Annotated in this window: 12 protein-coding genes; 3 read left to right on the top strand and 9 right to left on the bottom strand. The window is 41.0% G+C overall.

The window, feature by feature from the left end; genetic code table 11:
* Window positions 1–16: 16 nt before the first annotated feature.
* The 5 genes from F931_RS12965 to atsA all read right to left on the bottom strand — a co-directional run bounded on the left by F931_RS12965 (window position 17) and on the right by atsA (window position 6,148).
* On the bottom strand, window positions 17–961 hold the full coding sequence (locus F931_RS12965) for a PDR/VanB family oxidoreductase (protein ID WP_016141796.1): 945 nt from the start codon (window positions 959–961) through the stop codon (window positions 17–19).
* A 12-nt stretch (window positions 962–973) separates the two neighbouring features.
* The gene (locus F931_RS12960; protein ID WP_016141795.1) at window positions 974–2,050 is read right to left on the bottom strand and encodes an aromatic ring-hydroxylating dioxygenase subunit alpha; all 1,077 of its coding nucleotides are present in this window, start codon (window positions 2,048–2,050) and stop codon (window positions 974–976) included.
* A gap of 233 nt (window positions 2,051–2,283) precedes the next feature.
* Window positions 2,284–3,471, bottom strand: a complete 1,188-nt coding sequence (locus F931_RS12955) for an OprD family outer membrane porin (protein WP_016141794.1) — start codon at window positions 3,469–3,471, stop codon at window positions 2,284–2,286.
* Window positions 3,472–3,483: 12 nt separating this feature from the next.
* On the bottom strand, window positions 3,484–4,437 hold the full coding sequence (locus tag F931_RS12950; RefSeq protein WP_080649701.1) for a formylglycine-generating enzyme family protein: 954 nt from the start codon (window positions 4,435–4,437) through the stop codon (window positions 3,484–3,486).
* Window positions 4,438–4,462: 25 nt separating this feature from the next.
* Complete coding sequence (gene atsA / locus F931_RS12945) at window positions 4,463–6,148, bottom strand: arylsulfatase (protein ID WP_016141792.1); 1,686 nt, start codon at window positions 6,146–6,148, stop codon at window positions 4,463–4,465.
* Window positions 6,149–6,521: 373 nt separating this feature from the next.
* On the opposite strand from atsA, the gene vanK reads away from it, so the two are divergent.
* From vanK to F931_RS12930, 3 genes are all read left to right on the top strand, one after another.
* Window positions 6,522–7,868: an MFS transporter gene (gene vanK, locus F931_RS12940; protein ID WP_016141791.1), complete on the top strand. Its 1,347-nt coding sequence runs from the start codon at window positions 6,522–6,524 to the stop codon at window positions 7,866–7,868.
* 31 nt (window positions 7,869–7,899) lie between these two features.
* Window positions 7,900–9,180, top strand: coding sequence for an OprD family outer membrane porin (gene vanP, locus F931_RS12935; protein ID WP_016141790.1), 1,281 nt, complete (start codon window positions 7,900–7,902; stop codon window positions 9,178–9,180).
* A gap of 252 nt (window positions 9,181–9,432) precedes the next feature.
* Complete coding sequence (locus F931_RS12930; protein WP_016141789.1) at window positions 9,433–11,631, top strand: OsmC domain/YcaO domain-containing protein; 2,199 nt, start codon at window positions 9,433–9,435, stop codon at window positions 11,629–11,631.
* 66 nt (window positions 11,632–11,697) lie between these two features.
* Here F931_RS12930 and choB read toward each other — a convergent pair whose 3' ends face one another.
* The 4 genes from choB to F931_RS12910 form a co-directional block, all read right to left on the bottom strand.
* Window positions 11,698–13,368 carry a GMC family oxidoreductase gene (gene choB, locus F931_RS12925; protein WP_016141788.1) on the bottom strand — a complete coding sequence of 557 codons (1,671 nt, stop codon included), beginning with the start codon at window positions 13,366–13,368 and terminating at the stop codon, window positions 11,698–11,700.
* 28 nt (window positions 13,369–13,396) lie between these two features.
* On the bottom strand, window positions 13,397–14,290 hold the full coding sequence (gene bah / locus F931_RS12920) for an alpha/beta hydrolase (protein WP_016141787.1): 894 nt from the start codon (window positions 14,288–14,290) through the stop codon (window positions 13,397–13,399).
* 72 nt (window positions 14,291–14,362) lie between these two features.
* Window positions 14,363–15,217: an SDR family NAD(P)-dependent oxidoreductase gene (locus F931_RS12915; RefSeq protein ID WP_004702834.1), complete on the bottom strand. Its 855-nt coding sequence runs from the start codon at window positions 15,215–15,217 to the stop codon at window positions 14,363–14,365.
* A gap of 44 nt (window positions 15,218–15,261) precedes the next feature.
* A complete protein-coding gene (locus tag F931_RS12910) occupies window positions 15,262–16,749 on the bottom strand; it encodes a flavin-containing monooxygenase (protein WP_016141786.1) in 1,488 nt (495 codons plus the stop codon).
* Between the last annotated feature and the right edge of the window lie 45 nt (window positions 16,750–16,794).

The raw sequence follows: 16,794 nt of genomic DNA, 5'->3' as shown, positions 1-16,794 counted from the left end.
TAAAGGAACTTTCGAGTTAAATCTCAATCACAAGATTTTTAGTTTTTGCACGAGAACAGCAGGGCGTAAACTGGTTATTTAGTGCATGTTCTTCATCGGTCATAAATAGATCTCGATGATCTGGCGTGCCTTCTACCACACGGGTAATACAGGTACCGCAAATGCCTTGTTCACACGAAACAGGAATATCAAAACCATTTGCAATTAATGCTTCAGTAGCAGTCTGCTCTGGTAATACTTCAATTCGACGGCCTGTACCTTTAACTTCAATGGTAAAAGCTTCATCGTTGCACGTATTTACTTTTTGAGCGACGAAGTGCTCTTGATGTAACTGTTCGCTATGCCAACCCGCTTGTTCAGCCGCGCTCATGACAAACTGCATAAACCCTGTAGGGCCACACACATATAAGTGTTTATCAGGTGAAGCTTGGCCCAAAACCTCTGCCATATTACATTCGGTGTCTGGTTGGTCTTGAATGTGAAAATGGACTTGTTCACCAAAATGTTCGGTTAAGTTGCCATAGAAAGCAATCATTTCATGACTACGAACAAAGTAATGTAATTCAAAAGGAATATTGGCGGCTTTAAGTCGATATGCCATCGACAAAATAGGGGTAATACCAATACCACCCGCAAATAAAACCGCCTGCTTTGTGTGAGGGTGAATTTCAAATAAATTACGCGGCTCACCAATCTTTAAATGGTCGCCTTCACGATATTCAGTGTGAATGCAACGTGAACCACCGCGTGAATTGGCATCATGTAAAACACCAATCACATAACGGTGCTTTTCAGTGCAGCAGTTTGAAAGTGAATATTGGCGGGTTAGGCCGTTTTTCAGATGCACATCAATATGCGCACCTGCTTCAAAACTCGGCAGCTCCGTACCATTTGCTGCAACCAACTCAAACGCACGAATGGTCGGGGTAAGCTGGTGAATTTTTTGAATAATAACGTCCATGTTCATGCTCCTTTAAATAATCCGAATGTTTGGAAACTTCTGTGCGGACGTTTCAGGAGGTGTTTTATTTTCTTCGGCAAGTAGTCGCTCAATTACTTTACGAGACTGCACACCGCCTGCGTCGATGTTGAGCATCAGTAACTTGCGATGTGGGTTGTTTAAAATATTTTGTTGTTGTTGCTCCAGCATTTCTAAATCTTCAGTAAAGATTTTGCCTTGGCCCTCACGAATTTGATCGGTGAGTTCTGCATTGTCAGGCTGGAAGTTACGTGCCATTCCCCAGAAATACCAATGTGAAGTTTCAGTCTCTGGCGTAATAAAGTCGACCACGATTGAAGAAACTTTTTTGTCTTTCGGTGCGTGATAACCGCCATGTCCAGCATGTGCGACACCCACTTCAATATGAACATTACTTGGCGCAAAGAAGTGACAACGTTGCCAACGGTCCACAGGTACGTCATCTGCCAAGTGATTGCCGCGTAGGGCCATTTGCCAAAATGGAGGTGCGATCACATTTTCCATATAGCGTTCGGTAATGACATGGTCGCCGTCAACTTTAGTCACAGGCAATGATTCATCAATCTCTTTTTGCCCAATACTACTTGAGTGAACATAGGTCTCGTGGGTTAAATCCATCAGGTTGTCGACCATCAAACGATAGTCACACTGGATGTGAAACAGGCCTCCGCCATAGCTCCATTCAGGATGATCTGCCCATTCTAAAGTTGGCAGTTTTGCTTCATCTGCTAAAGCTTTCTCGCCCGGCCATACCCAAATAAAGCCGAACTTTTCAACAACTGCATATGCTTTGTTACAAGGGAAACCATTTACACGTTGGGCTGGCATGGAAACTGTTTTTCCATCACAACCCATGACTAAGCCATGATAACCACATACGAGGTTGCCATCTTCGACATAACCAAGTGAGAGTGGGGCGCCACGATGCGGACAAAAATCTTCAACGGCAGCAACTTGGTTTTCTTTGCCACGATAAAAAACAATTTTTTCACCACAGATGGTGCGACCTAGTGGTTTGTCTTGGATTTCTTCTGGTCGGCAGGCTACATACCAAGCATTTTTAATAAACATTGTGACGACTCCTTATCACTTATTGGATCCAATTTATAATAAATAAAAATAATGGTCAATTGATAAGCAGTATATTTTTAAAAAAATATTGTTCTTTAAAATTAATGGAATTGTATTTTATGTTTGCTAATAAAGGCTTTTGTATTTCTTTGAGTTTTCAGGAGGAAATTTTTATTGATTTTAATTTGGATCCATAATGGCTGTGGTTGAAGCCATTATGGGAGTGTGGAGATTTAGAAATTAACCGTGTAGTGAAGCATCATGCGCTGTTCATCCAGACTTTTGCCATGTTTGGTATCGTAGTTAATATTTAAGAACAGGAATTTAAGATTTTTAATCCACGCATTGAGATCATACTGAATCAACACGTCACTTTCTTGCTCAAAATCATTTTGATTCATGGTTTGAAAAGAGTCGCCATAAATATATTTATAGGTCACTTTTAGACCCTTGATGTAATCTTTAAAGTCATACGAGGCAACGAAATGATAAGACTTTTCATCTGCTTTGGTAAACGCGCCTAAGGTCCAGTTCACCATGTGGGGAATGGGCATATTGTCGAGTTTTGGAATACCATCTTTACCAAAGTTTTCTTGATAGCCAATTCCAGTTGTAAAGTTGCCATGTTTAATGAAATGCATGGCCCCTACAGATGTATTGTCATATTTACCAAGCTTTGATTTGCCGACATCGTCGTGGCGAAACACACGTAATTTTGTAGTGTGCTGCTTTGTCCATCGATAATCAAAAGCAAGGTAACTTTGATTAATGAGATCGGTTAAGTAACCATTATAAAATTTCCAATTATATTGAGGCGTTTTGCCATCCCACTGAAAAAAGTAAAGCCCATCAGATTCATGTTTTGAAATGGCTAGTTTGTGATAATCCTCTTCATATTTTGGCGAATAACGATTAATCAAACCTAGCTCGAAATTTTGTTGCGTTGTCTTATATTTTAATTCCAAGCCTTTATAGTTCACGCGCAATTGATGTGTATCCACTTGTGGCGTAAGTGGTGAATCGGGAGTGATTTCACCTACATTCATGCGAAAGTTTTGATATTCAACTCCAGCACCTAAGCCATATTTAACTTGGTCTTGTGCTTGTTTCTTGGTATTAGAATCAAAGGGTATGACCATATCATTGGTGTGTTGGTCGTTACTTAGGCGATATGCATATTGAATGCTTGGATTGAGGTGTAGCTGTACATCATTAAGCTTGGTTGACCAGTCACCACGATAAATCAAGCCTTGACTCAGGCTATGAGTATCGGGGCTGGCCCCATTTTCATATTGTCTGTCGAAGTTGAATGTTTTGAGTGTGAGTGTATTTTGAAAATTAATATCTGCTTCACTATGAGCGAAACAGCAGGCAAGGGCCGTCCCTGAGAATAAAATCCCATAAATAAAAATATGCTTCATTTTAAAATCCGTTTAAAAGCGTTTTACTGTTCTAAATCCGACATGGCTAGTGGCAAGGTCGAGTTCCTGTGGATGCCTCGCGGCAGCACGATAACGCGCGCAATAGTTGGTCGCGCATAAATAAGACCCACCTTTAATCGTGTATTGCAAAATCTGTTCGTGACTTTGCCGATATTTCGATGGATCTCCCATATGATGATCTCGTGGACCTGTATAGGGTGTTTGCGTCCATTCCCATACGTTGCCAATCAAGTCATATAAACCAAATGGGTTTTTACTAAAACAGCCAACAGGGGCAACATCCTTAAAACCATCTTCCTGAACATTTTTGTATGGAAATTCACCTTGCCAGAAGTTGGCTGTAATATGGCCTTCATGAGTAGGGCCAATGTCGGAGTTTTGCTGAAAACCTTTGGCTGCATATTCCCACTCAAGCTCGGTCGGTAGGTCGTGACCTAGCCAGTTTGCATAAGCGTAGGCATCATTCCATGTCACCATGCGAACGGGCTCGTGAGGCGCGGGTTGTTTAGGGTTGTTTAAACCCCATGGGTGTTTCCAATTGGCGCCTTTTTCAAATCGCCACCATTGTAGCTCTTCAACTGGATGATCTGGCTGTACAAACATAGCTGCACCGCTTTGCTTTTCTGCATCGGTGACATAACCCGTTTGTTTAACAAACTCTTGAAATTGAGCATTGGTGACTTCAGTTGCATCGATTAAAAATGCGGGAACTGAAGTTGCCTGTAGGTTTAATGGGCGTTCATCTTCATAACCTTGTGTGGTGCCTAAAACAATTTTTCCTTGCGGAAGTTTGACCATACCGGCTTCTTTATTTTTAGGCCAACCCGAAGGAAGGCCTGAATAAGAATTACATTTAGCTTTGCTGCCTAAGTCGGGCAAGGTGGTCTGTTCTAGTTGAGGTGTGGTTTTTTGGCATGCACAAAGTAATACGAACGATGAAAGCATCATGATCTGTTTCATCTGGTTTTTCCTACTTTTTGTTGTATTGCTCAAAATCCACGACACCATTTTCATTGGCATATCTTAGATATTTATCATTTAAGACTTTGGCGATTTCGGGATGTGCTGCGTAAACATTATGTTGCTCATTGAAATCTGTTTTTAAATTGTAGAGTTCCCAGCCGTGGCTCTTAAATTTAGAAGGTGAGTTTTCAACGAGTTTCCATTCATCATTTTTGGCGTAGCGGCTGCCATGTAATTCTTTGAAGTCATAATAATTGACAGGTCGAATACGGGCATTATTGTTTTTAAAAGCAGGGATTAGACTAAAACCAGACGGTTTAATTTTGGTGCTTGAGGCTGGATAGATTTGATTATTTTGAATCCCCGCTAGTTCCATCACAGTTGGGAATATATCTCTGACTGTCGCAAAGTTATTGTTCATTCCACGTTCTTTAGAAATCTGCACAGGCGATTTAACAATAAATGGAACTCGTACTCCGCCTTCTGAAGCGGCTGACTTCCAGTGGGTAAATGGTGTGCTACTCACTTCGGCCCAGCGTGGTCCCATATAAACATATGAGCTGGCGTTGCCTATATTTTCATAACGATTGTCGGCATCACCCATTGGGAAATTGTGATCACCACCTTCAGCGCCGTTATCTGACATAAACACAATCAAAGTGTTGTCATATAAATGATGCTTTTTAAGATATTGAATGACATCACCCACGCGATCATCTAACTGAGTGACCATGCCAGCATAAACTTCCATTTTGCGCGCTTCATATTTGCGCTCTTGTGGCGTGAGTTCATTCCAGCTTTTGGTGCCTAAAGCTTGATTGCCACGCTCGACTGGATATTCTGCATTTGCAGGAATTAATCCTAATTTCTTTTGACGTTCAAAGCGTTGTTTGCGAATTGCATCGTAGCCTTGATCGTATTTACCTTTGTATAAGTCTCTATAATGAGCAGGCGCCTGTATCGGCCAATGTGGAGCGGTATAAGCTAGATAGGCAAAAAATGGTTTTTGTGCTTTATTTTTATCTAAGTACTCAAAGGCTTTTTGTGTAAAAAAGTCGGTTGAGTAGTAGTTGTCAGGCAAAGTAACCTTTTGACCATTTTCAGTGTACTGGGTATTGCGCGGATAGTTTTTAGGTTGGTCTTTAAAGTGTAAATCGAAGCCATCGAGCAGGGCAAAAGATTGATCGAAACCACGAGCTTTAGGGTTTTGTTCGGGAGCAAAGCCTAAGTGCCATTTACCGACCATGAAGGTGTAATAATCTTTAGTCTTTAAAATTTCTGCGAGTGTATAAGCATTTTGCGTTAAGTGACCTGAATATCCATCAATTTTGAGTAGTGCACGCGGACTATCGGGGCCAACCAATTTTTCTTGTCGTTTTGACGTTTCATACATGGCACCTAAACCGACCAAGTGGTTATCTGCACCTGTCATAAGTTGCGCACGTGTCGGTGAACACATTGATGAAGCATGAAAATTAAAAAGCATTTTTCCTTGCTTTAATAGGCTATCAATATGAGGAGTTTTAATTTCGCCGCCATAGGCGCTAATGTCTGAAAAACCAAGATCATCGGCCAAAATAATCATGATGTTAGGTGGTTGTTGATTTTTTGGAGGTGCTGCTTGCGCTGTGTAAAACAATTGGCTGGCAAAAAAAATTCCCAATGTAAGCTGGCTTACTCTTTTGAGTTTCATAACAACAATCCTTTGAATTTTTAAAATGCTTCTTGCATTCCATAAAAATGAACTGAGCTTTTTTGGCTAAAAAATGCTCTGGAATCGATCATAATAGATTTTTTAATATGGATCCATAAAAATATTAAAGCATTCTAATTTTATGTTTTTAATAATTTTATACTTATATAATTTATGTGTTTATAGATTTTTTAATAACGCTTTTATAATTTTAGTTGATTTTTTGGATCCAAATATTCAGTATATAAAAAGAGCAGGATGCTCCAAAACAAATATTCCTCTAGGTCATTATGGATACGGATATGCATAACCACCCAATCGCTCTTATCGGCAATGTCGTGTGTATCTCTTATCCACATTGGGAGATACACAAATGGAAAGAGACGTTCTAAGTGAGATCAATCAAAACAACATGAGCCGCTACCAATGGTTCGTCATTTTGATCTGTATTTGTCTCAATATTATTGATGGTTTTGACGTGATGGTGATGGCTTTTACCGCGCCATCGGTGTCAGCAGAATGGTCACTTTCAGGGGCACAAATAGGCTTGTTGCTCAGTTCGGGCCTTTTTGGAATGGCTGCTGGTTCCATTTTTCTCGCGCCTTTAGCCGATAAAATCGGTCGTCGTTTACTCATCTTGATTTGTCTTGTGATTGCAGGTCTTAGCATGTTGGGCTGTGCTTTAGTACAAAGCCACGGCATGTTAGCAGCACTTCGGTTTATTACCGGAATTGGGGTAGGTGGGATTCTTGCCAGCAGTAATGTGTTGGCAAGTGAATATGCCAATGCTCGTTGGCGTAGTCTCGCAGTGAGCTTAATGTCTACAGGTTATGGAATTGGTGCAACACTCGGTGGAGTGCTATCACTGGCTTTGATTGAACATTTAGGTTGGCGCTCAATCTTTTTAGCAGGTGGGGTTACTACCATTGCAATGCTACTCATCAGCGCATGGTTATTACCAGAATCTTTAGATTATTTACTTGCAAAACGACCAAATCAGGCACTCGAACGGATTAACACAACGGTAAGTCGTATGGGGCTTAACCACCTGCCAGTTATGCCACGTTATGAAAAAATCAACACACAAAATGGTAGTGAATTGGGCAAATTATTTGCAGGACAACAGGGATTTCAAACACTTTGTCTTTGGTTTGCATTCTTTTTAGTGATGTTTGGCTTTTACTTTGTCATGAGCTGGACACCAAAAATTCTTATTTCAATGGGGATGTCACCACAACAAGGGGTAAGTACCGGCATTTTAATTAGTATTGGTGGGATTTTCGGTGCAGCCATTATTGGTTTATTGGCATCACGTATGAAAATTTTCTATGCCTTAAGTCTATTTTTAGGGCTAACGTCTGCATGTGTTTTCTTATTTGTCGCAGTCTCGGCTCAAGTGAGTATTGCTCTCATAGTCGGCTTATTACTCGGCACACTCATTAATGGCTGTGTGGCAGGTTTATATTCGATTTCTCCAACAATTTATGATGCCGAAATCCGTAGTCGTGGCGTGGGCTATGCGATTGGTTTTGGTCGTATTGGGGCAATTTTATCACCAACAGTTGCAGGTGTTTTTCTAGATAAAGGTATTGCTCCCGCAACGCTTTATGCCTATTACGGTGTGGTCTTTATTTTAGCTATTTTCTTAATTCTGAGTTTGGGCAGTGCTTTTTACCGAAATAAGAAAGAACCAAGCTATTCACTTAAAACAGCACCTTAAGTTATTAAAAAATAAATAGTTGAGATAAAAAATGAAAAAGACACCATTATGGGTGGGGGTATGCTTGTGCCCATTATTTAGTCAAGTTGTGCATGCCGAATTTATTGCAGACAGTAAAGCTGAGCTGACACTACGTAATTTTTACTTTGACCGAGACTATAAAAAAGACCCATATCCCTATACCGCCGCCAGAGATTGGGCGCAGGGCCTCATTTTTAAAGGACAGTCTGGTTATACCGAAGGGACAGTTGGGTTCGGTGTTGATGTACTGGCAATGGCAGGTTTTAATCTGATGGGAAGCCGCGCTGATGACTATGCACGGAGTGGCTTATTACCAGTGAATACCGATAACTCACGTGATGATTATTATGGAAAAATAGGTATTACGGGGAAGGCTAAATTTAGAAAAAATGAGCTTTTTGTGGGGGATTTAGTTCCACAATTACCGACTATATTTTCATCGCCAGCACGTTTGTTTCCACAGACTTATCGCGGTATCCGTTTTGTTTCAAATGAAATTCCAAATCTTCAACTCGAAGGCTTTTATGTTGATGAAGTACGTCAACGTGATTCGATTCGTTATACCGATGTTGGAACGGACAATATCAACCGTCGTTTCGACAGAGCGGCAACAACTGATTCTTTTTATACATTAGGTGGAAGCTATCAGTTAAAGGACTATCGTTTACGTGCTTATCATGCTGAACTTAAAGATATTTACCAGCAACAATTTTTGGGCTTTAACGGGAAGCAGCCTTTAAATGATCAGCTTAACTTTTTAAGTGATGTACGGTTTTTTAATAGTGAAGAAACTGGGAGCAAGAAAATAGGAGAGGTCGATAACCGACATGTGAGCGGCTTATTTGGTTTAAATTATCAAAACCATACGGTTTCTTTGGGCTACATGCAGTCGTTTGGCTCGACTGGTCTGCCGTTTTTGTCTGGAACCGAAAGCCCGGTCGTGCTTGATTTTATGAGTTCGGACTATTCGAATAAAGATGAAAAAGTCTATTCGATTCGTTACGAATATGACTTTAAAAATGCGTGGATAGGTGATGTTTCATTAAACGGATTACGCTTTATGACCCGCTATGCAAAAGGCGAAGATATTGATTTGTTGCAATACGGCGATCAGCGTTTTAAAGAAGAGTCGATGGAATTTGATTTGGGCTATAAAATTCCTGAAGGTAGGTTAAAAGGTTTGGGAATGCGTGCTCGCTTTTCTCATTATCGCAACGATATGCCGACTAATATGACCTTTCATTCGACAAATGAAACGCGGTTAAATGTCGATTACACCTTTAAATTTTAATGATTAATATTTAACTAAATTTAAGACAAGTTAAAACATTGTGACGATCAATGTTTTAACTTTAGTTATCAACTGCACAAAATCACTCTATAATACCGCCAATCTTATTAAAGCCAATTGAGTCGTTCATTAAACACATGGCTTTAATCTCTCATTTTTTTAAGTCAATTTCTTCGCTGTGATTCGGCTTATTTTTCAATATTTAGAATTTTATGTGTCTGTGCTGACACATAAAAATATTTAGGTGCCAGCATGGAAATCAAGGTTAATTATCTCGACAATCTTCGACAGGAAGCTAAGTTCGATGACTTTACGGTAATTGCCGATCAACCAATTCGCTACAAGGGTGACGGTTCGGCACCGGGCCCATTTGACTATTTTTTAGCATCGTCAGCATTGTGTGCAGCGTACTTTGTAAAAGTGTATTGTGCCGCTCGAGATATCCCAACCGATAATATTCGTTTATCGCAAAATAATATTGTTGACCCTGAAAACCGCTATAAGCAAACATTTAAAATTCAAATTGAATTACCAGCCGATATTTCAGAGAAAGATCGCCAAGGTATTTTACGTTCGATTGACCGTTGTACTGTTAAAAAAGTGATTCAAACGGGTCCTGAATTTATTATTGAAGAAGTGGAAAGCATCGATGCAGATGCCCAAGCATTGTTATTGCCAAGCTTAACTACTGAAAACCATACCTATATTCAAGGTAAAGACCTACCGCTAGAAGAAACCATTGCCAATATGTCTGCCATTTTGGCAAATTTGGGCATGAAGATCGAAATCGCATCTTGGCGTAATATTGTCCCGAATGTATGGTCATTACACATTCGCGATGCACAGTCTCCAATGTGTTTTACCAATGGTAAAGGTGCAACTAAAGAAAGTGCTTTAGCATCTGCATTAGGCGAGTTTATTGAACGTTTAAACTGTAACTTCTTCTATAACGACCAGTTCTGGGGTGAAGAAATTGCCAATGCTGAATTTGTGCATTATCCAGATGAAAAATGGTTTAAACCGGGTCCAAATGGTGAATTACCTAAAGAAATCTTAGATGAATATTGTCTTGAGATTTACAACCCAGATGAAGAGTTATTGGGTACACATTTATATGACACCAACTCAGGTAACGTAGAGCGCGGCATTTGCTCGCTACCTTTTGTGCGCCAGTCTGACGGTGAAGTTGTCTATTTCCCATCAAATTTAATTGAAAACTTATACTTAAGTAATGGTATGAGTGCGGGCAACACTTTGGCAGAAGCCCAAGTTCAATGCTTGTCAGAAATTTTTGAACGTGCTGTAAAACGTGAAATTTTAGAAGGTGAAATTGCACTTCCTGATGTTCCTGAAGACGTATTAGCAAAATACCCAAGTATTGTTGCCGGTATTAAAGGTTTAGAAGAGCAAGGTTTCCCTGTATTAGTTAAAGATGCATCGTTAGGTGGCCAGTTCCCTGTAATGTGTGTGACTTTAATGAACCCGCGTACAGGCGGGGTGTTTGCATCTTTTGGTGCACATCCAAGTTTTGAAGTTGCATTAGAACGTAGTCTGACAGAATTACTTCAAGGTCGTAGTTTTGAAGGCTTAAATGATTTACCACAACCGACTTTCCAAAGTAATGCAGTGACTGAACCAAACAACTTTGTTGAGCACTTTATTGACTCAAGCGGTTTGGTTTCTTGGCGCTTCTTTAGTTCTAAATCTGACTACGACTTTGTGGAATGGGATTTTTCTGGAGAAGGCGAAGAGTCGAATGCAGAAGAAGCTGCAACATTGTTCGGTATTCTCGAAGAGATGGGCAAAGAAGTGTATATGGCAGTGTACGAGCACTTGGGTGCGACTGCTTGCCGTATTTTAGTACCGGATTATTCAGAAATTTATCTTGTTGAAGATTTGATTTGGGACAATACTAATAAGGCACTTTCATTCCGTGAAGATATTCTAAATCTGCATCGTTTGGATGATGAACAGCTTGAGGCGTTGGTTGAGCGTTTAGAAGAATGCGAGCTAGATGATTACACTGAAATCACTACCCTCATTGGCATCGAATTTGATGACAATACAGTTTGGGGACAGCTCACCATTTTAGAACTGAAATTGCTGATTTATGTTGCCTTACAACAATTTGAAGAAGCAAAAGAACTCGTCGAAACTTACTTGCAATATAACACCAACACCGTTGAACGTGGTTTGTTCTATCAGTGCATGAACGTAGTACTTGAAGTGATGTTGGATGAAGAACTAGAGCTTGAAGATTACCTTACGAATTTCCGTCGTATGTTTGGTGACACCCGAATGGACGCGGTATTAGGTTCTGTCGATGGTAGTGTTCGTTTCTATGGTTTAACACCAACCAGCATGAAACTAGAAGGACTTGACCGCCATTTACGTCTGATCGAGAGCTATAAAAAATTGCATGCAGCTCGTGCTAAAGCCGTGGCGATGTAATTTAAAACATGAAAGAAAAAAAGCCTATTTTTAAATAGGCTTTTTTTTATAAAACAAATTGCTGGTTTAAGCAGAGACTTTTGTGATCTCTACAGTTTGTGTAGTTGTGAGATGATCTTGTTGCTCATCCAAAGTGTGTTTAGCCGGAATATAAGACATTGCACGTTCTGCTAGTGCTGTAATGGTGAGACTTGGGTTAACGCCCAAATTGGCACCTAACATTGAACCATCTACGACATATAAGTTTTTATAGTTAAACACACGATTTTTTCCATCGACTACACCTTGCTCTGGACTAGATGCAATCGCGCAGCCACCCATGCAGTGAGCAGTAAAAGGCACGTTAAACAAAATTTCAGTAATGGTGGTTATTGGGTGGCCATTAAACATTTTTGCGACTTTTTCAGTAAAGGTGTTGGCCTGTGGAATATAAACAGGAAGTTTTTTACCTTCACTGGACAGAACCTTGCCAAAAGGCCAGAACCAATTTCGTTTTAAACGCATGTTAATGGAAGCGTCGGCAGTTTGCATCACCAAGAAAATTAAGGTTTGCCGTGCAAAGCCAACAGGGTTGCTCATGCGTAAAAATATAAGTGGGTGACTAATGAGTATCCATAACCAATAAAAAATACGGGTCCAACCTGGTTTACCTTTTGCCATATAAGTACACATGAGGCCCATGGCATCGGAACCACCCTGATAGCGAGTCGCTTCAATATGAGTATCATGGTCAATGTAAATACTTGAGCCAATCGCAACGCCCTTACTCATGTCGACATCTTTATCAAAGAAACGAACCCCTAAAATCGACTCGGCATTGGTACGTACCCGATTACCCAAATCATCAGAAATATTTGGCAGCGAACCTGATTGCTTTAAGCGGAACAACATCTCTTGGGTGCCCAAAGAGGAAGCCGAGAAAATGACATTGCGAACACGCCATGTACGACGTTGTTTATTGAACCATGAGCTTGAGCATTCGGTAGTGACTTCATAGCCATCGCTGCCATCTGCTTTACCATTGAGAGGTTTAACATCAACAACTTTGGTTTCTTCGTAAACCTTGGCGCCATTTTTTTCGGCAAAGTACAAATAATTTTTATCTAAGGTATTTTTTGCGTTGTGTTTGCAACCTGTCATACAGCCGCCACATGCGGTACAGGTTCCGCGGTCTGGTCCTTCACCGTTAAAATAAGGGTCAGGGTAGGTCTTGCCACCTTCTTCACCTTCAGGTGGAAAGAACGTTGCAACACGAGTGGGTTTAAATGTGTGCCCAACACCAACTGCATCGCCCATTTTCTTTAGCATATGGTCGGCAGGACCTAAAATTTTATTATCCGTCACTCCAAGCATACGTTCTGCTTCAGCATAGTGCTGCGGCATTTCATTTTTCCAGTCTGCTGCATCCGCCCACGTACCTTCATCCCAAATATGTTCGGGTGGAACGAGCAGGGTATTTGCATAGGTAATTGAGCCGCCGCCTACAGCATTACCGCAAATAATGGTGACATGGCGAAAAAATCGCATATTGAAATAACCGAAAAGTTTCATGCCCGGGCGCCAGATCCAGCGGCGGGTGTTCCAGTTGTTTTTAGCAAAATCTTCAGCTTTCCAGCGTCGCCCCATTTCCATTACAGCAACTGAGTAGCCTTTTTCGGTTAGACGGCAGGCAGAAACACTACCGCCAAAGCCTGAACCAATGATTAAATAATCATAATCATAACTGTTTGATGCCATGCCAAAGGCTCCTGTCTAGTGATATTTTTTATATTGACTGCATATGTTTATCAATGAATTGCCCAATGCGCTCAATTGAGTCATCGGATTCTTTTAGTATACCTGCATGAAATTGAAAAACGTGACCGACTTTGTCATAAACCCGTAAATTCGTCGAAATGTCGTAATTTTTAGCCTGTTCAGCGAGGCGTTTTGCATCATCTAATAAAACTTCTTCGGTACCGACATGAATCAGAATAGGCGGTAAACCAGTTAAGTCAGCATAGAGTGGAGAACAGGTTGGATCGGTTAGCGATTTTTGGCCGCAGTAGTTATTTGCACACCAAGCTAACCAGTCTTTGGACAGCATTGCATCTTGAGTAGCATGCGTTTTCATCGTGCTTCCAGAAAGGCTTAAGTCGACCCAAGGTGAAAGTAAAACTAATGCCGCTGGTAACGGTAAACCTGCATCCCGTAAAGCAATTGCCGTGATTAAGCTTAATCCACCGCCCGCAGAATCCCCAGCAATCATGAGTTTTTTCGGGACTTGCCCTTGAGCAAGTAAGGCTTTATAAACCGCAATTACATCTTCAAGAGCAGCTGGGCTTGGGTGTTCAGGGGCTAGGCGATATTCAGGTAACCAGACTTGTGCTTGAGCTGCATGTCCGATTTGAGCAGCAAGCTTAGTGTGACTTTTTGAGCTACCAACCACATAGCCACCGCCATGTAAATACAAGATGCCGAGGCCTGATTGAGTCGTTTTGGGCTGAATATGGATTGTCGGTACTTGAGCGATGGTTTGCTTTTTTGTTTTATAGCCACGTGGCCCAAGCACAATTGCACTGGCTGCATCGCTACAAAAACGTTGTAGCTTTAGTGGTGTTTTAGGGGATAAAGCTGGACGTAGTGTGGTACGAATAGTCCATGCAAGAAGCTGCTTCATAATAAGGACTCATACTAAGCATTTAATATCAGTCAGCATCTCTTAAAATTAAGCGTATGCTGACCACTGTTTTTATTTTGCTGATTTGTTGAGTAGGCGAGTTTGCAAGGCAGTGGCAGTTGCAAAAATCTTTTGGTAACCCTGTGGAAGAATACGTTGAATCACATCAACGGCTTTCGCATCGGCTCCGATCAGTAAGCGGCGACGGTCTTTACGAACAGCTTCTAAAATTTGTTGAGCGGCATCGTCAGCAGGGGTGCGAAGTAATTTATCGAAAGCATCCTGACTTTTTAAAGGATCCATTCCTAAAGACTGGACACTATTATTCATGCGGGCAGCTTTGGCAATATTGGTACGAATACCACCCGGATGCACACAGGTCGCACTCACTCCAGCATTTTGCATATCGAGTTCTTGGCGTAGAGACTCGGTAAAGCCACGAACAGCAAATTTACTGGCGTTATAAGCACTTTGGGTCGGTTGAGCTGTTAAGCCAAACATACTGGAAATATTAATAATATGCCCATCACCACTTTGCTTTAAGTAAGGTAAAAATTCTTTGGTGCCATAAACCACGCCCCAAAAGTTAATACCAATGAGCCATTCAAGATCTTCATAGCTCACACCTTCAGCCGTACTGCCTATTGCGACACCAGCATTATTAAAAATCAGGTTAACTTGGCCATGTTCATCTACAACTGCCTTTGCCCAAGTTGCAACTTCATCACGCTTAGCCACATCGACTTTTTGTGTGGTTACTTTGACAGAATAAGGTGCTAACAGCTCGACTGTTTTGGCTAACCCGGCTTCACTAATATCGGAAAGTGCTAGATGGCAACCTTGTTTTGCGAGTGCAATAGCAAGTGCTTGTCCAATCCCAGAACCTGCACCTGTCACAGCTGCGACTTTATTTTTAAAAGACTTCATAAAATTCTCCGTTTATTTTTCTCATTTCCTATGGTGAAGCTTGTTTAAGAAACAGCCGAAACCTGATTGTAGTTTTCAATATCGAAGCGACGAGTGCGTTGTCGATATTCAAGGGTAAAACCTGGCCAGTTATTGGTATTTTTGCCGTCAGCAGTCTGATACCAACTGGTACAACCTTGTGCCCAGACAGTTTTTTTCATTTTTTCTTGAATGCTTTGATTAAACTCGTGTTGAACTTCCGCACGAACATTAGTGAACAGAAGTTTGTTTTGTAGGGTTGTCTGAATAGCATCTAAAATATAATTCACTTGGCTTTCAATCATATACACAATTGAGTTGTGCCCAAGATTGGTGTTTGGGCCATAGAGCATAAAGAAGTTTGGAAAGCCGCTCACAGTTAAGCCGAGATAAGCTTCTGCACCATTTTTCCATGTGTCTTTTAAGGTACGACCATCAAGACCTGTAATCTGCATTGGCGCCATAAATTCCGTTGCGGCAAAGCCTGTACCATAAATAATGGTGTCGACTTCACGTAGATTTCCTTTCGTATCTAAAATGCCGTTTTCGGTAATTTCTTGAATGCCTGTATTAATGACGTCTACGTGAGACTGAGTCAGGGTTTCATACCAATGATTTGAAATTAAAATACGCTTACAGCCAATTGGATAATCCGGCATTAAACGATGGCGTAACTTCCCATCTTTGACGACTTTACGGATGTGACGCTGGAATAAATATTCCACCAAAGGCATTTCATTTAAAGAAGTAGTAAAGGCCAGCAAACGAATTTCATGATGACCATATTGCAAAGCTCGATCCAGACTTTGCAAAATTGGCAATTTACGGAAAGCCTTTTTCTCTAAAGGTTGGTAAACCCGATCTGGTTTAGGAATCACGTAGGGTGCAGAGCGTTGGTAAACATCGAGATGGGCAACCTGTTTTGCAATTTCAGGTACGAACTGAATTGCACTTGCACCTGTACCGATTACCGCAACACGTTTGCCAGTTAAATCATAGTCATGATCCCAACGCGCTGAGTGGAATGCTTTACCTTTAAAGTTTTCAATACCTTTAAGTTTCGGATAGGCAGGGCGGTTAAGCTGACCCACCGCACCGACTAAAAATTCAGCTTCAAACTGTTCACCAGTCGTACTTTGAATGCGCCATACACCCTGTAGGGGATCAAATTCGGCACTGGCAATTTCAGTATTAAATTGGACATGCGGACGAATATCATATTTGTCGGCACAGTGGCGTAAATATTGATAAATCTCTTGAGATGTCCCGTAGCGATTTTTCCAGCCCAGCTCTTGTTCAAAAGAAAAAGAATACAAATGAGAAGGTACATCGCATGCAGCACCAGGGTAAGTATTGTCACGCCATACACCGCCGACATCAGCAGCTTTTTCAAAGAGGGTAAATTGTTCAAAACCTGCTTGTTTGAGTCGAATGGCTAAACCTAAGCCACCGAAACCAGTACCTATAATAGCGATACGTACATTTTTATTTGAATTAGACGTCGAATTAAACATAGGCTGCTCTAAAATCCTTAAAAACAGTGGGCGAAGAAATCGCAA

Origin of the sequence: Acinetobacter pittii ANC 4050, assembly GCF_000399685.1 — a bacterium.
GTDB classification, from domain to species: domain Bacteria; phylum Pseudomonadota; class Gammaproteobacteria; order Pseudomonadales; family Moraxellaceae; genus Acinetobacter; species Acinetobacter pittii_E.
The sequence above is the reverse complement of the archived record's forward strand: the minus strand, read 5'-3'. Positions and strand labels throughout refer to the sequence as shown.

Coding starts and splice junctions, on each gene's coding strand:
- F931_RS12915 (WP_004702834.1), bottom strand. CDS start 15,217: ATGAAGTCTTTTAAAAATAAAGTCGCAGCTGTGACAGGTGCAGGTTCT.
- vanK (WP_016141791.1), top strand. CDS start 6,522: ATGGAAAGAGACGTTCTAAGTGAGATCAATCAAAACAACATGAGCCGC.
- F931_RS12955 (WP_016141794.1), bottom strand. CDS start 3,471: ATGAAGCATATTTTTATTTATGGGATTTTATTCTCAGGGACGGCCCTT.
- bah (WP_016141787.1), bottom strand. CDS start 14,290: ATGAAGCAGCTTCTTGCATGGACTATTCGTACCACACTACGTCCAGCT.
- F931_RS12960 (WP_016141795.1), bottom strand. CDS start 2,050: ATGTTTATTAAAAATGCTTGGTATGTAGCCTGCCGACCAGAAGAAATC.
- F931_RS12950 (WP_080649701.1), bottom strand. CDS start 4,437: ATGCTTTCATCGTTCGTATTACTTTGTGCATGCCAAAAAACCACACCT.
- choB (WP_016141788.1), bottom strand. CDS start 13,368: ATGGCATCAAACAGTTATGATTATGATTATTTAATCATTGGTTCAGGC.
- F931_RS12965 (WP_016141796.1), bottom strand. CDS start 961: ATGGACGTTATTATTCAAAAAATTCACCAGCTTACCCCGACCATTCGT.
- F931_RS12910 (WP_016141786.1), bottom strand. CDS start 16,749: ATGTTTAATTCGACGTCTAATTCAAATAAAAATGTACGTATCGCTATT.
- atsA (WP_016141792.1), bottom strand. CDS start 6,148: ATGAAACTCAAAAGAGTAAGCCAGCTTACATTGGGAATTTTTTTTGCC.
- vanP (WP_016141790.1), top strand. CDS start 7,900: ATGAAAAAGACACCATTATGGGTGGGGGTATGCTTGTGCCCATTATTT.
- F931_RS12930 (WP_016141789.1), top strand. CDS start 9,433: ATGGAAATCAAGGTTAATTATCTCGACAATCTTCGACAGGAAGCTAAG.